Below are 15,711 nucleotides of genomic sequence, written 5' to 3'. Positions count from 1 at the left end.
CGCGAAGTCGTTTGGCTGGGCCGGCTGCCGCCGTGGCGCTTGCGCTGCTGGTCAGCGGCATCGGTCCCATGGGACTACGCGATTTCTTCCGGCCCGATGCGGCCGAGGCTGCGGTCCCCATGAGCGCCACCGATACGACAAGGGTGCCCCACTACTTCGGTCCATACCCCAATTGGGCCAACAGCCCGCAGACGTTAGCGGATGCGATGGTGAAAATTAGCGTCGGGGCCCCGACGCCGGTCCGGTACGGTAACCCGCTGACCGAGCGCACGTATGCGACCGACTATGCGAAGCCGACCGGTGATATGGGCCCGGTACTGGTCGTGCTCGACCACACCAAGCTCCCGGCCGGCACCCTCAACGACTTCCAAAGTTGGAACCAGGGCACAGCAGGAGCGAGCCCGACCACCTCGGCGGGTAACCTCTTCCACGCGCTGGTGCTGCGACCGACCGGTCTTTCGGGGGAATACACCGTCGTCTACACCAGCCCTGAGCTGAAGGTCCCGACGCCGACAGTAGACACCGGCGAGGTCGAGACCTATTTCGTGCCGGCAGTGACAGTCCAGAAGGACGACGTGATCGGCTTCTACGGCCAAGGCGTTCCGGTGGACACCGACGTACCCGCCAATGGCGATACCTTGAGCACGCCGGCCAGCGGCGACCCGACCATGGCCACCAACGTCGCTCCGGCCACGGACAGCACCGTCACGCTCGGTGCTTCGAACTACCCCGATTTCTCTCACGACCGCACCTACTCCTTCGCGGCCGACGTCACGCCAACAATCACCGACCCAGGCACGGGCGCGGAAGCCACTGCCTCGGTCGACCCGAAAACGGGTGCCATTTCCGGTGTAACCGTGACCAGCCCGGGTGCTGGTTACGCGGTCCCGCCAACAGTAGAAATCACAACAGCCGGGGTCACCCCGATCACGGTAGCGAAGGCCTCCGCCGGGATCGCCACCGGCGTCATAACCAGCATCGACGTCAACGAGACCGGATACGGGTTCACCTCGCCCGCGGTGACGCTGACGGGCGGGAACCCCACCGCGGGATCCGAGGCGCACGCGCTCGCCAGCGGCACTATCGACAACCTGAAGTTGACCGACGGCGGTGCGGGATATCAGGCCCAGCCGCTGGTGAATATCTCCCAGCCTGACCTCGCCGACGGCGAGCAAGCCACGGCCAGCGCAACGATGGACGCCAACGGCGTGGTCACCGGCGTCGAGATCGCGAATGCGGGGAGCGGGTACACCTCGGCCCCGACAGTGACCCTCACCGACGCCAGTAAGACAGCTCCCGATCGGCCGGCCCAGGTCGAGGCCACCATCGGCGTCACCCGCATCGACGTCACCGACGGCGGGGCGGGCTATGACTCAACACCAGCAGTGACGATCGCCGACACCCTGGGTGCGGCCGACAAGGGCGCCAGCGCTACGGCCAAAGTGGCGGTCAAGGGCTCGGTCACTGACATCGTGGTCACCACCCCCGGCGCGGGCTACCTCACCCCGGGAATCAAGAAGTTTGTCGACACTCTTCCTGGGCAAGGAGAAGCCAACGCCAACGACCTGGGCCAGTACATCCCGGTCGCAGTGCCGGACACCACCACGTACCCCGGCACCGACTACTACGAGATCGCGGTAGTGCAGTACCGCATGAAGTTTCATCGAGACCTCCCGGCCACGCTGCTCCGCGGGTACGTACAAATCTCAACCACCGTCGTTCCCGGTAAGAATGTCGCGCTCGGCAACGCCAACCTCGACCCAACCCTGCCCGACAGCCCCATCAGCTTCACCGGTGTGGACCAGCCGCATTATCTCGGCCCGACGATCCTCGCCACCAAGAACAAGCCCGTCCGGGTCTTGTTCCGCAACCTGCTGCCCACCGGCGTCGCCGGCGATCTTTTCCTTCCGGTCGACACCTCGGTGATGGGCGCAGGCTCCGGCCCCGGAATGATGACGCTCGACCCAGCCACCAAAATCCCGATGGACATGGCACCGGACGAGAAAAGTGTGCTCGACGGTGTGCGCAACCCGATGTGCGGGGAGACTCCCAAACCGAGCACGTGCTATTCCGAGAACCGTGCCACTCTGCACCTGCACGGGGGTATCACTCCGTGGATCAGTGACGGTACACCGCACCAGTGGGTGACCCCAACCGGTGAGAACACCGCGTACCCGAAGGGCGTTAGCGTCAGCAACGTTCCGGACATGCCCGACCCTGGTCCTGGTGCAGAGACCTTCTTCTACACCAATCAGCAGAGTGCGCGCATGATGTTCTACCACGACCACTCGTGGGGAATCACGCGGCTCAATGTGTATGCCGGCGAGGAAGCCGGGTACATGATCACCGACGACACCGAGCAGAAGCTGATGGCTCCCGGTGGCGCCCTCGACGGCCTTGGAATGGGCACCCCGCTCACCATCCAGGACAAGACCTTCGTGCCGAGCGCGAAGCGGATGGCTCAGCTCGACCCCACCTGGGATTCGAAGAAGTGGGGTGGTGAGGGCAACCTCTGGCAGCCGCACGTCTACATGCCGGCGCAGAACCCGGGCGACCCCAGCGGGATGAGCTCGTTCGGCCGATGGTTCTACGGCCCGTGGTTCTGGCCGCCAGCCAAGGACGCCAAGTACCCGCCCATGGCCAACCCCTACTTCGACCCGACCTGCGATCCGAACGTGGCCGACTTCTGCGAACCGGCCCTTATTCCCTCGACACCCAACAACTCGGTCGGCATGGAGGCCTTCCACGACACGCCGGTCGTGAACGGCACCGCCTACCCGACCACGACCATGGAACCGAAGACGTATCGGTTCCGCATCCTCAACGGCTCCGACGACCGGTTCTGGAACCTGTCCTGGTACGTCGCCGATCCCGCGACCGGCACCGAGGTCGCGCTGAAGCCGAGCGAAGTCGCCCTGGCGCAGACCGACCCGGTCGTCTTCCCGACGCCGGACACCACGAAGAGTCCCAAGGGCCCCGATTGGATCCAGATCGGCAACGAGGGAGGCTTCCTGCCGACCCCGGCGGTGGTCCCCGCCCACGAGACGACGTGGATCACCGACGCGACCAGATTCGATGTTGGCAACGTCGACCAGCACTCGCTGCTGCTCGCGCCGGCCGAACGTGCCGATGTGATCGTCGATTTCTCCGCCTATAAGGGGAAGACGCTGATCCTCTACAACGACGCACCTGCGGCGTTCCCGGCCAGGATCCCTGGTTACGACTACTACGCCGGCGGACCGGACATGTCCCCGGCTGGCGCTCCGACGACCCTGCCCGGCTACGGGCCGGACACGCGATCGGTTATGCAGGTCAAGGTTTCGAACGCGGCACCGGCGCTGGCCTTCGACCGGCCCAACACTACGGCTGACCAGATGGGCAAGCTGATGGCGGCGTTCGATCACCACACCGACGCGGCAGGCAAGCCCGCCGGAGTCTTCGAGTCGAGCCAGAACCCCATCGTCGTGGGCCAGGCTGCGTACAACCAGGCCTACGGCAAGAACTTCGTCGGCAGCGGGTACTGCAACGCGGCCACCAACCCTGCCGCCAAGTGTGACGGCTTTGCCCGGATCGCCGAGCAGGGAGGTGACCAATTCAAGTTCGACACGCTGTCGGGCACTCAGCTCAGCATTCCCATTGAGGGCAAGAGCGTCCACGACGAGATGAACTCGGCGAACTTCGACGAGTGGGGGCGAATGAGCGGCAACATCGGCTTGGAAGCTCCAGGAGCGACACCGCTGCTGCAGAACGTCATCCTCTACCCGTACGTCAACCCTGCCACGGAGCTGTTGGACGGCACCAAGGGCACGAACAGCCTCGACGTGACCCCGATCTCAACCAACGCCGACGGCACCCAGATCTGGAAGATCACTCACAACGGAGTGGACACCCATCCGCTGCACTTCCATCTGAACGATGTGCAGGTACTGAACAGAGTCACCTGGGACAACATCATCATCCCGCCCGAACCGACGGAACTCGGCTGGAAGGACACCGTACGGGTCAGTCCGCTGGAAGACACGATCGTGGCGGTTCGTCCCATTCTGCCGAAACTCCCGTTCGCCATCCCGGACAGCATGAGGCCGCTCAACCCCATGATGCCGCTGGGCGCCAAGGGCTCGACAACCGGCCCGAACGGGTCCGAAGCGGGCTTCAACAACACCGACACCAACGGTGACCCGATCGCCCCGATCAGCAACGTCATGACCAACTTCGGCTGGGAGTACGTGTGGCACTGCCACATCCTCAGCCATGAGGAGATGGACATGATGCGGCCCATCTCGGTCAGTGTACCCCGCACGCTGCCCGACGCGTCGGTGGTGAGCTTCACGCGACCCACAAGTGACGTGCTGTTGACCTGGACCGACGGATCCCCGGTATCGATCACCGATCCCACCACCTGGGGAAACGCGAAAAACGAGATCGGTTACAGGATCGAGCGCGCACCACTCGCCAACGGTGCGGTCGGCGCTTACGCCCAGATCGCTACCAGTCTGGCGAACGTCACTGCCTACACCGACAAGACCGCCGCAACCGGACAGTATGCGTACCGGGTCACGGCGTGGAACGCGGCCGGGAACACGGTGTCCGCGCCGTTGCTCACCGCTTCCACCACGCCGAGCACGACCGCCCAGAACCCCGGATCCGGGGCGACAGGGGTAGCAGTTAACGTGCGACCGACTGTCACCTTCAATGAACCCGTCACCGGTGTCAGCAACACCACGTTCACGTTGAAGCAGGGCACCGCGGCCGTTCCGGCTTCGGTGACCTACAGCACGACGACGCGTACGGCCACCCTCGTCCCGACGGCGGCGCTCGCCGCTGACAAGCCGTATACGCTCTCGCTTACCACGGCCATCAAGAGTGCGTCGGGCGGCTCCTTGTCGGCCACGAGCTGGTCCTTCACCTCCGGACCCAGCCCGACGGTCACCACGACAAACCCCGCCGCCGGAGCCACCGGCGTCGCTGTGGGAACCACCGCCACGCGGACTCCGCTGACCGCAACGTTCAGCGAGACCGTGACCGGTCTGCCCTCGACCGGTGCCAGCACCCCCAACTTCACCCTGAAGCTGGGGACGGCGACCATCGCGTCGAAGGTGACCTACAACTCCACCACCCGATTGGCAACACTGACTCCGGACGCCCCGCTGGTCGCTGACCGTACCTACATCCTGTCGCTGACGAACGCCGTCAAGGACGTGGCAGGGAACCCGCTCAGCGCCAAGACGTGGACATTTATCACCGGTCCCGCCCCGGTCGTCACGGCTCGCACCCCGGTGGTCAACGCCACCCGGGTCAGCCGAACGGCGAACATCACCGCAACCTTCAACGAGGCGGTCACCGGTCTGCCGAGCGCAGCCGCGGCAAGCGGGAACTTCACCATCAAGCGCACGTCGACCGGCGCCGCCTTCACCTCGAGGGTCAGCTACTCCAGCACCACGAGGGTAGCGACACTGAACCCGAACGGGACCTTGCTGGCCAATACCCGATACACCGTCACCCTCAACAGCGGAATCAAGGACACCGTTGGCAACCCGTTAGTCCCCGTCATCTGGACTTTCACAACGGGCAACTAGCTGCCTTACAGCACGCCGCCACCCGGATTCAGGGCCGGGTGGCGGCGTGCTGCCCCCGTCCAGGCAATGCACAATCTGCAGGAAGAGAACAATGTGCCGACAATCTCGCCCCACCTGGCCAGGGAGCAGAATCCTTCAGCCCTCGTGCCCGGGTCCGCCGGTTCCTCGGCTCGCAACGGAGGCTAGCAGACGGCGGTGACTGCTTCGTTGAGGGGATCACGGTCAGCCGCATCGGAGGTGAGTTCCGGGCGTGGGGTGAGGGACGCCGGCTGTACGGGGAATCGCAGGGTGAAGGTTGTGCCGTGACCGAGCGAGCTGGCAACCGAGACGGTACCGTCTCGAGCTTCCATCGCGGCCTTGACGATCGACAGGCCGAGCCCGCTGCCGGCCCGCTCGCCTGCGGTCGAGGCGGTTCGGAAGATCTCGAAGATGGAGGCCAGGTCGGCGGCGGGGATGCCTGCCCCGGCGTCCTGGACGGTCAGCACCATCTCGCCGCCCTGAGTCTCGGCGGTCATGGCGATGACGTCACCCGGACCGGTGAACCTGACCGCATTTTCGAGCAGGCAGTCCAGCACTGCCTCGAGTCGCTCATTGTCGCCCTGCACGGTGCCGACCGCGCTCCGGGCGCTCCAGGTGCGGTCGGCAGTCACCGACCACCGACGCAGCATCTCGGCCAGCATCCGGTCCACATTGACCGGCTCGGGGTCCGACGGCTCCACCACACGGACCAGGGTGAGCAAATTGGTCGCCAAGGCCGACGCCTTGACCAGTTCAGTCACCACCAGCTCGGCGTCGCCACGAACCGTCGGCTCTGCCGACTGGTCGGCGATGAGTTGCGCATAGCCTCTGGCGATAGTCAGCCGGGTGCGTACCTCGTGCGAGCCGAAGCGAGCGGCGTTCTCCCGCTGTTCGCTGCGGTAACGGTCGGCCTGCTGCAGAGCCCGCAGTCGAGCCTGCGCCGCCCACTGCCGGTTCACATGCCAGATCAACAACGAAATGATTCCGCCCATCAGGACAATCTCGCTGCACTCTTCCCACCCGATGATCCCTGCCAGAGCGTGACGGACCAGGGCGATCCCGGTGCTCGTCATGATGACGGCGAAGACGACGAGGGTGGCACGCCGTGGCCACGGGCACAGTCCGTAGAGCAGCGCGAAGCTGGCCCACACCAGGTGGTACGGGATGGTCTCCTGGCCCGGAAGTGCGAAGGTGAGGAAGCAGTTCAGCCCCGCAAAGACCGCCCAGACGGTGACGAGGACTGCCTTAAGCCGTGATCCGATATCCCACATTGCGCACCGTTTCTATCTTGTCGTTCGACAGTTTCCATCGCAGCCGGCGTACGCAGACGTCCACGACGTTCGTGCCGGTGTCAAATTTCGTCCCCCAGACCTGTTCAAGCAATTCCGCCCGTGTGCAGGGCTCAGGCGCCCGCTCGAGCAAATAGACCAGCAGCATGAATTCTCGTTGCGTGAGGGGGACACGGAGTCCATCGACCACGATTTCCCGCTGCTGCAGATCGATACTGACGCCAGAACTGCGGAGGTAGCGGGTGATGCTGGCAGCCGACGCCTGCGACGACGCTGGTGTGCGAATGCGGGTGTTGATCCGGGCCAGCAGTTCGGCGTTGGCAAACGGTTTGGCAAGAAAATCCACCGCACCGCCGTTCAGCACGCCGACCTTGGTCGCGACTTGTGTCATCGATGACAGCACGAGGACGCGGCTCGACGGACGGAAACTCATCACTTCGGTCAGGACGTCCTCGCCGCGTCCGTCCGGCAGTAAAAGGTCCAAAATGATCAGGTCGGGGTCCACTGCGCGGATAGCCGCCAGGGCGTCGACGGCGGTGCCGGCCACGGTGACCGTGTAGCCTGCACCGCCCAGGATCCGGCGGAGGAGTTGAGCCAGGAGGGGCTCGTCCTCAACGACCACGATACGTTTCACGTCGGCGTCCCTCCCCTCCCGCACACACTTGCGTGGTGGCGGCTTTGCCGCTCCGGCTACACAACCCACCATTGCGGTACTGGGTGCGTCGGCGTCAGATCTTCTTTGGCGCAGGTGCAATCTACCGCTGATGTCCGCTTAAAGGAGGACTGTACTTATTTCTTAGAACGTGATATCGCTGGTCGTCACTGCGGCTTCGTAGGCTTTCTCGCCGTCCGGGGTGAGCACGGCGTTGGTCGCACGGCCGTCTTCTTCGCAGGCAGCGCGTTGAACGAGGCCTTTGCGTTCCAGGCCGGTCACCACCCGAGACGAGACCGCCATTTCGCATCGGTCGGTTGATCCCGGTTCCACCCAGGGCCGGCAATCAAATGCTGAGGCAAGTCCTCGGCGCATGCCTCGCTTTTGATCGGCGGCCCGCTGGTGATCAGATCGCTTGAATGATGCCCATCATGCCGGCGTCTTCGTGGTCGAGGATATGGCAGTGGTAGACGGTTCGTCCGCTGAAATCGTCGAATGCGATCCGAACGCGCACGATGCTGCGTGCCGGAATGTTGACGACGTCCTGCCAGATAGCTGAGTCGACTGGACGGCCATTTTGTTCGATAATCTGCATCGGCCAGACGTGCAGGTGGAGCGGGTGGTCGAGGGTGCTGGTGTTGGTGAGCGTCCATTCCTCGATGCTGTTGAACTGCACGGTGGTGTCGACATGGGTGGCATCGAATGTGCGGTCGTTGATGGTGGCTGACATCATGCCGCCGCCCATGCCGCCGCCCATTCCCATGGCGAATCTCAATTCGCGTCGAGCGGTGACGGCAGCGGAACGCAAGTCCCGTGGTGCGAGCTGCTCGGGTACCGCGGTGAATGCGGCCGTGTCGGTGCCGGCAACAGCGAACGTGGCCAGTGCGACATCCGCGGAGCTGGTCGTGCGGGCACCCATCATTCCACCGGAGGCACCACGGTTATAGCGGAGGGCGCGAAGTGTGGAGGTGCCGGCGAGCGCGGTCACGAGGAGGTCTGCGCGATTGCCCGGAGCCAAGACGATTTCGTCAACGTCGCGGGGAGATTCGAACCGGCCGGAGTCGATGCCGAGGAGGGTGAGCTGCTGCCCGTCGAGCCGAAGCCTCAGATAGCGGGAAGTGCATGCGTTGATGACCCGCCAGCGTTCCCGCTCGCCGGGGCTGGCGCTCAGTGCGGGGGAGAGCTGCCCGTTGACCAAAACGAGTTCACCCTCGCGGCCCGACATCTTCTCCATTTCGGTGGCGGCTGAAATGGTGCCGGATGAATCGAAGGTCATGTCGGAGATGACCACTACGCGTTCCCGGGTGGCGGGAATCTCCTCAGGGTCTTCCACGATGATGGCGCCATAGAGGCCGCCGAATACCTGGTCGGCGACATAACCGTGGTGGTGCGGGTGATACCAATACACACCCGGCGGGTGATTGGCGGGCAGTTTGTACTGGTAGTCAAATGAACCGCCAGGGTCGACCATGACGAACATATTGTCGCCGTTATTCTCGGGCGAGACGTGCAGGCCGTGCACGTGCAGGTTGCTCGGATCGGTGAGTCCGTTGCGCAGGTTGACGTTTAGAGTGTCGCCGGCCCGAAGGCGCAGGGTCGGGCCCGGGACGCCCCCGTTGTAGCTGAGCGCACGCACGGTGCGGCCGGCAATGCTGACCTGCTGAGGCGACGACTCCAACGCCACCGTCAACATGCCATTGGTGCTCCGCATTTCGGTGGGCTGAACGAGAGCGACTCCACGCGACCCTTCCGAAGCCTGCGGCCGCCCTGATTGTTGATTCACCACGAAGCCGGTCCCGCCGATGGCCACCCCGCCGATTCCTACGCCGCCGAGAATGAGAGCGTTTCGGCGGCTGATGTCGGCCATCATCGTCCTTCGCCGAGCACCCGGATCTGGTCGCGGTACTGCTCTGCTGTCAGCTCTCCGCGAGCAAATCGTTCGTCGAGGATCTTTCGTGCGCTGGTCAGATCAGACGGAACTGATGGAGGTGGCGACGAGGGGCCAGGTTCCGCGTTTTTGGTCGATATCCGAATGATGACGTACACGAGGAGTGCGATGCCGACCATTGCCAGCAGTCCGTATCCCCAGGACCACCCCATAGTTCCGTTGCCCCACATCATGATGCGATTCCTTTCATAATACGAAAAACACTTAATTATACGACTAGGGGTATATGTTGCGGCTGGATGTCAGCCGCACAAATTGAGATCGGATAGTTGACCGGCGCTGGGGCCGGAGCGCTAGCGCACGTAGGAGAACAGTCCGATCATGCCGCGTTCGGCGTGGTACGCGTTGTGGCAGTGCGCGATCCACTGACCGGGGTTATCAGCGTCAAACTCGAATGTGACGGTTTCCTTCGGGCGCACGATTACCGTGTCCTTGCGTGCCCCGTTGTTGGCCAGTTGAAAGCTGTGTCCGTGCAGGTGCATGGGGTGCCACATGCTGGTGTCATTGATCATCTTGACCTGAACGCGCTCATCCAGACTGATATCGAAAGCGCCCGCAAATGGCTTTGTCATGTCGAAGCGTCGCCCGTTGATACTCCAGTCGTACTTCCCCATGCTGCCCGTGAGGCGCACGGTGTGTAGGCGGTCGGGTGCCTTGTCCCTGAGGAGTACGGATTCGTCTGCGGTGAGGCGGCCTCCGTCGGTCATTTGACCGTCCAAGGTTGACGGAAGGGCGCCGGCATCGGGGGCGGTGCCGCTGCCGGTACTGATGAGACCGTAGGCGCGGCCGTTTTTGCCTTCGGGGATGGCCAGAAGAGGCGTGAATCCGTCCTGAACGGTGAGGATCGCATCGATGCGTTCGCCCATGCCGAGGACTACCGCGTCGACGTCCTCGTGTTGCACGGGGAACCCGTCCGTGTGGGTCAGGGTGATTTTCTGCCCCGGTATGCCGACCCGGTAGGCGGTGTCTCCGGCCGCGTTGATGATCCGCAGGCGAATGCGGTTGCCCGGCCGGCTCTGGAACACCTCCGCGTCCTGCGCCGCTTTGCCATTGAAGAGGTGGGCGGGTATGCGCACATCCCCGGCGTCTCCGCCGAGGTAGGTGCTGGTCGTGCCCATGAGCATATGCGTCATGGGCATATCCATTCCGGACATGTCCATACCCATGGAAAGTTCGTCCAAAACGTCGTCTGGTGTGCCGGTAATGCCGTCGAGCCAATCGTCGAGCAGGATCACCCACTCCTGGTCGTACAGCAAGGGCTCTCGCGGGTCCTCGATGATGAGCGGGCCGGAGAGCCCGCGTTCGCGTTGCATGTCAACGTGTGAGTGATACCAATAGGTGCCGGGCTGATTGAGTCGAAACGTGTAGTCAAAGTTGGTGCCCGGTTTGATCGCCGGTTGGGTCACAACAGGGACCCCATCGGCGTCATTGCGCAAAGCCAATCCGTGCCAGTGCACGCTGGTCGACTCCGCGAGCGCATTGGTGACCGGGGCGTTGAGCGTGTCCCCGGTTTTCGCGCGGATAACGGGCCCATTGAGTACTCCGTTGTAACCCCAGGTGCTCAGAGCGATGCCGGCGACGGTCGTGTCGAACACGCCGGCGGTGAGTTTCTGCGTGACCGTTGTCCCGGTCGAGGGTCTAGCGTCTTCGTACTGTGAAACCAGCCGATCTGTTGGCAGGATACGATCGACCGCTTGGGCAGCCGGAGAGGCCGACGGTGCGCAGGAGGCCAGTGCTGCTGTGGTTGCCGTGGCCAGAGAAGCGCCGAGAAAGACGCGACGCGTGAAAGACGAATTCATCAAATTTCCTTCAATCGATGATGCGGACGTCGGTCGGATGGCCGGTGTCGTTCGGTGGTGCAGGTGCTAGCTGGACAGCGTTACCAGTGCGGTCCACGTGTTCCCGAAGTCGTTGCTAGCGGAGATGCCGGTGGCGTCCGCGACCAGGATCCACGGTGAGGAACCGCCGACGACGGCGAACGCTTCGGGGGCGTGACCGGTCGTTCCGGTTTGCGTCCACGTCTCGGCGTCGTCCTGGCGCCAAACTACGCCGCTGGGATCCAGACCGACCAATCCTCCGCCAGCGTTTGCGTCGACGGTGTCCAGCAGGAGCAGCACGGGTGCGCCTGGCACGGCGGTAAACGTGCGACCCACGTCGGTGCTCACCACGACCCCTTCGGCAGTCGTTGCGTAGAGCCGATCGGCCTGGGCAGAATCCGCGCTCAGATCGCGAAGCGCCAGTTTCGCTCCCGCTGACCAGGTCAGGCCGGAGTCGTCACTGATGGAAATGGTCCCGGCACCCGCGTCGTACCCGTAGATGCGCAGGGTGCCGTCGTCGAGGGGTACTGCATCCAAATCGTGAAAATCGGTCTTGCCCGCCAACGAAAGGGCCACCCAGGTGGACGCACCGTCCGTGCTGGAGATGAGTCCCAGATTGGGCAGCGCCAGGTCGCTGGGTTCGGCCGGATCGGGATGACCCGACGCCAACAACTGACCGGGCGCAGCCACGGTGAAGCCCATTGTGTCCTGCGCCAGGCCTGCGATCTGTAGCGGCTGGGTCGCGTCGGCTCGTGGCGCCCCGGCCAGATAGGTGTCGTCCAGCACCCCGGTAGGAATGAGCCACACCCCCTGATGGGTGGCCGCGTAGGTGTCTCCGGTGAGGGGATCAGCGCCCAGCCCGTGCACGTGCTCGAAAGCGTTCGCCACCGAGTCGAGGCTGGACGACACTTCCGCTGAATCCGAATCATTGGCGGAACAACCCGTGAGAACAATGAGGCCAACGAGTGGGAACGATAGTGCCATGATCCGGCTCCGTGACCGATTGAATCTAGCCAAGAGTGACTCCTCGAGCGCTCATGAAGGGTTGTGGATTGACACGGGCACCGTTGACTCGTGTTTCAAAGTGCACGTGGCAGCCCGAGGACGCACCCGTCGTTCCGACGAGAGCGATGGTGGCACCCGTGGCAACTTGTTGCCCGGTGCTGACGAGCAGTGAGCTGTTGTGTGCGTAACCGGTTTGGGTGCCGTCACCGTGGTCGATGAGGACCCAGTTGCCGTAGGAGCCCAGCCAGCCGGCGTAGCTGACTGTTCCCGCCGATACTGCGGACACGTTCTGGCCGCAGCCCGCGGCTATGTCGGTTCCATAGTGAAACGCACCGACCCCCGCCACCGGTTTATTAGGCCGAGCCCCATACGCTGAGCTAATCCAGCCCGACACGGGCACGGTCCATCCCTGTGCGTTGGGCGTGCCGCTGCCGCCCGCTGGCCTGCTAGCTGCTGCAGCCGCCGATGCTGCGGCCGCAGCTTGGGCGGCGCGCGCTTTCGCGGCCGCAGCCTCGGACGCCCGGCGGATACCTTCACCCGCGGCGTAGTCGGCTTCTGTCGCGGCCCGATCCTCGGTCAGAACTGCCAGCTGCGCCTGTAATGTTGCGGCAACTTCCTGCTGGTCACCTAGCGCCGCCTCCACCCGAATGCTGGCGGCCATCGCTTCGGCCAACGCGGTTTCAGCCGTCTCGGCTAGCGCACCGAGCGTCTGCTGAGCGATCTGGGCCTGATCAGTGAGCGATCTGGCGGAGTTTTCGTCGGCGGCAGCGGACTCATAGACCACACTCATCCGCTCGGTCAGCTTGCTCATGGAACCCAGCTGATTCAGGAGGTCGCTGGCGCTGGGCCCGTCCAGGAACAGCGACAACGACAAGTCGCTGTTTCCCGACCGAGCGAGCGCGGCTGCCAGCCGTCCGGCCTGTTCGCCCGAAATTGCGGCGGCGGCCGAAGCAGCGTCAGCTTGGTCCTGTAAATTTGTCGCTCGCAAGGTCGCATCGTCGAATGTGTTTTGTGCGGCTTCATAAGTGGATGCGCGACGAGATGCTTCCGCACGCGCAGCATCCACTTCGGCGGTGAGGCCTGCGATCAGCCCGGTCAGCTCCGTGACCTGCGCTTGCTTACCCGCTTCGGACGATCGTGCGGATTCCACATCCGACCAGCTCGGGTACTCCGCCGCGCCGGCCGGTGCCGCGATCCCCAGGAGCGACAGAACCGTCACCGCTGCAAGAGCGAACCGAGTGGCCATCTTGCGGTTAGCCAAGAGACACCCCCCGGGTGTTCATAAAGGTTTCCGCATCGACGCGTTCACCGTCGACGCGAGTTTCAAAATGCACGTGGCAACCGCTGGACGCACCGGTTGATCCCACAACGGCGATGATTTCACCGGCCACGACCAGCTGACCTGGGTCAACGAGGAGCTGACTGTTGTGCGCATATCCCGTCTCGATGCCGTTGCCGTGGTCGATGAGAATCCAGTTGCCGTACGAACCCTGATAGCCCGAGGTGACAACTTTGCCTCCGGTGGCCGCGAAGACGGGCTGGCCGCAGGGTGCGGCTATGTCGGTTCCGTTGTGAAAGTCACCGACACCGTCCACTGGTTTGTTCGGGCGAGAACCGAAGGGGCTCGATATTCGGCCGAGCACCGGTAGAGCCCAGCCTTGGTCGCTGAGCTGGCCCGGACTCAGGCTGGCCCATTCCCCGTTGCTGGCAACTTCGGTGTACGAGGCCGGTTCGGGTGCTTCCGTGAAGGTGTAGCCGTCGCGTTCGATGAGAACGGATGCTGTCCCGGCCGCGCTGACGCTTTGTAGATCGTCCGCCTGGGCGTCGCTGCTAGCGGCGGCAGCCTGTGGTGTGTCTGTCTTGACCACAAGTGCGGGCAGGGACGTACTGATCGCGAAGAGCGCGATCATCGCCATGGCGCTGCCGGCTGCGGCGCGCCTGCGGAGCGGGATCGGCCGGGGGGCGCCCATCAGGGGTGGTGTAGCTTTCGACGGGCCGGATCGGCCCTCACGCAGCATGGCTTCCATGGCGCGCAGATCGCGTCGCGACATGTGTGGAGTGGTGCCGGGGATGTGGGGCGCCGTGGCGACGTGACCGGTGCTATCCACGGATCACCGCGCCCGCGAGGCGCACCAGAGGAAGAGAGTGACGGCAGTGCATACTTATGTCCTTGCAGGTCATTCGGGAAACGAAAAATGGGCTCCAGGGGCGCGCTCTTTTAAAGAAGAGCCCGCCCCGAACGTGTCGTTTTAGAGCGAGGCGAGGAGCTCGGCCATGACGGCGATTTCGGCCGTCTGCGTCTTGACAATGGTGGCGGCCATCGCCTGGGCGTCCGCATTCTCACCATCATCGATTTCGAGCTGCGCCATCGCGACAGCCCCCTCATGGTGCACCGTCATCTGTTCGAGGAACAGTGTGCTGGCCTCTACACCCGAAGCGTCCTGCAGGGCCATCATGTCGTTGTCGGACATCATTCCGTCGGAGCCGCCGCCCATGCCGTCCATGCCGGACATGCTGCTCTCGTCTTCGCCCCACGCCGCCAACCAGTCTTTCAGCTGGGCAATCTCAGGTTCCTGGGCAGCCTTGATTTCGGTTGCGATGTCGATGACGCTTTGTTCGATACCGTCCTTAGCGAGCAGGTCATCGCTCATTTGAACGGCCTGCTCGTGATGGGGGATCATCATCTGCGCAAAGGTCACGTCCGCTGAATTGAAGGCCGCTGTGGTTTGGCTGGCTGAGGGGTTTGCTGAGTCGGTGGCGGGACTACCTCCGGCACAGGAGCTGAGGGTGAGTGTGGCCGCCAAGGCTACAGCAGCATACAGAAAAGTTCGTGGTTTGAGCATCGTTCATCCATTCGTCGAGAAGTAGTAGAAACCGAGTGGCCGTGGGCACGGCAAAGTTCCGAAGCCACGGGGTGGCTCGGAGCTGCATCTCGGTCTAAACGCGACAGATGGAGAGAAGGGTCAGGCTGGGCCGCTGAACCGGCAGGGCGGCGGTGCGCCAGGAGTTCAGGATGATGCCGCCTGCATCGAGTAGGCGCCGGTACGTGGCTGGAAGCCGAGTCAGGAACACCATTGCAACGAGGGTGAGTAGCAGGACACACGTCATAGCAAGCAGAGCGCAATCAAGCATTCCGTCCAGGCTTCCCGACGTGATCGCCGCGACGACGGGAGCAGCCATGACAGCAGCCATACCCATCACCACAGATTGCTCAGCAGCAGACGATGAGACAGCAACGCTCGATGAAGCCGGGGCCGGCGTGTGCATGGCATGCCCGGTCGCCTCGGAGTGTATGGCAAACACGGCAAAGAGCAGCGCGGCCAAGGCAAGCAGCGAGACCAACGGCGACACAGAGACGGGTGAGATCAGCCGTCGTACCGCACGCTCCAGCGTCATTTCACCTACT

12 protein-coding genes are annotated in these 15,711 nt (G+C 63.7%); 1 reads left to right on the top strand and 11 read right to left on the bottom strand.

Going from position 1 to position 15,711, the window contains the following annotated elements:
- Window positions 1-32: 32 nt before the first annotated feature.
- Window positions 33-5,576: an Ig-like domain-containing protein gene (locus tag BMW72_RS13785; protein ID WP_174843186.1), complete on the top strand. Its 5,544-nt coding sequence runs from the start codon at window positions 33-35 to the stop codon at window positions 5,574-5,576.
- Between the two features lie 182 nt (window positions 5,577-5,758).
- Here BMW72_RS13785 and BMW72_RS13780 read toward each other — a convergent pair whose 3' ends face one another.
- The 11 genes from BMW72_RS13780 to BMW72_RS13730 form a co-directional block, all read right to left on the bottom strand.
- Entirely contained in the window at window positions 5,759-6,865 is a 1,107-nt protein-coding gene (locus BMW72_RS13780; protein WP_092111508.1) for a sensor histidine kinase, read from the bottom strand.
- The gene (locus tag BMW72_RS13775; RefSeq protein ID WP_198416365.1) at window positions 6,840-7,517 is read right to left on the bottom strand and encodes a response regulator transcription factor; all 678 of its coding nucleotides are present in this window, start codon (window positions 7,515-7,517) and stop codon (window positions 6,840-6,842) included. Before BMW72_RS13775 ends, BMW72_RS13780 begins: the two co-directional genes overlap by 26 nt.
- 162 nt (window positions 7,518-7,679) lie before the next feature.
- A complete protein-coding gene (locus BMW72_RS19335) occupies window positions 7,680-7,838 on the bottom strand; it encodes a MarR family winged helix-turn-helix transcriptional regulator (protein ID WP_241984064.1) in 159 nt (52 codons plus the stop codon).
- Between the two features lie 103 nt (window positions 7,839-7,941).
- Window positions 7,942-9,402, bottom strand: a complete 1,461-nt coding sequence (locus tag BMW72_RS13765; RefSeq protein ID WP_092111504.1) for a multicopper oxidase family protein — start codon at window positions 9,400-9,402, stop codon at window positions 7,942-7,944.
- Complete coding sequence (locus BMW72_RS13760) at window positions 9,402-9,656, bottom strand: SHOCT domain-containing protein (RefSeq protein ID WP_092111502.1); 255 nt, start codon at window positions 9,654-9,656, stop codon at window positions 9,402-9,404. The genes BMW72_RS13765 and BMW72_RS13760 overlap by 1 nt, the downstream gene beginning before the upstream one ends.
- A 120-nt stretch (window positions 9,657-9,776) precedes the next feature.
- Window positions 9,777-11,078 carry a multicopper oxidase family protein gene (locus tag BMW72_RS13755; protein WP_241984065.1) on the bottom strand — a complete coding sequence of 434 codons (1,302 nt, stop codon included), beginning with the start codon at window positions 11,076-11,078 and terminating at the stop codon, window positions 9,777-9,779.
- Between the two features lie 270 nt (window positions 11,079-11,348).
- Window positions 11,349-12,209, bottom strand: a complete 861-nt coding sequence (locus tag BMW72_RS13750; protein WP_092111499.1) for a WD40/YVTN/BNR-like repeat-containing protein — start codon at window positions 12,207-12,209, stop codon at window positions 11,349-11,351.
- Window positions 12,210-12,309: 100 nt separating this feature from the next.
- Window positions 12,310-13,566: a M23 family metallopeptidase gene (locus tag BMW72_RS13745; RefSeq protein WP_134450458.1), complete on the bottom strand. Its 1,257-nt coding sequence runs from the start codon at window positions 13,564-13,566 to the stop codon at window positions 12,310-12,312.
- Window positions 13,559-14,356, bottom strand: a complete 798-nt coding sequence (locus BMW72_RS13740) for a M23 family metallopeptidase (protein WP_092111495.1) — start codon at window positions 14,354-14,356, stop codon at window positions 13,559-13,561. The genes BMW72_RS13745 and BMW72_RS13740 overlap by 8 nt, the downstream gene beginning before the upstream one ends.
- 198 nt (window positions 14,357-14,554) lie before the next feature.
- Complete coding sequence (locus BMW72_RS13735; protein ID WP_338419471.1) at window positions 14,555-15,004, bottom strand: DUF305 domain-containing protein; 450 nt, start codon at window positions 15,002-15,004, stop codon at window positions 14,555-14,557.
- Window positions 15,005-15,242: 238 nt separating this feature from the next.
- Complete coding sequence (locus tag BMW72_RS13730; RefSeq protein WP_092111492.1) at window positions 15,243-15,701, bottom strand: hypothetical protein; 459 nt, start codon at window positions 15,699-15,701, stop codon at window positions 15,243-15,245.
- Window positions 15,702-15,711 lie beyond the last annotated feature (10 nt).

The organism is Cryobacterium luteum (genome assembly GCF_900110125.1).
GTDB lineage: Bacteria > Actinomycetota > Actinomycetes > Actinomycetales > Microbacteriaceae > Cryobacterium > Cryobacterium luteum.
The sequence above is the reverse complement of the archived record's forward strand: the minus strand, read 5'-3'. Positions and strand labels throughout refer to the sequence as shown.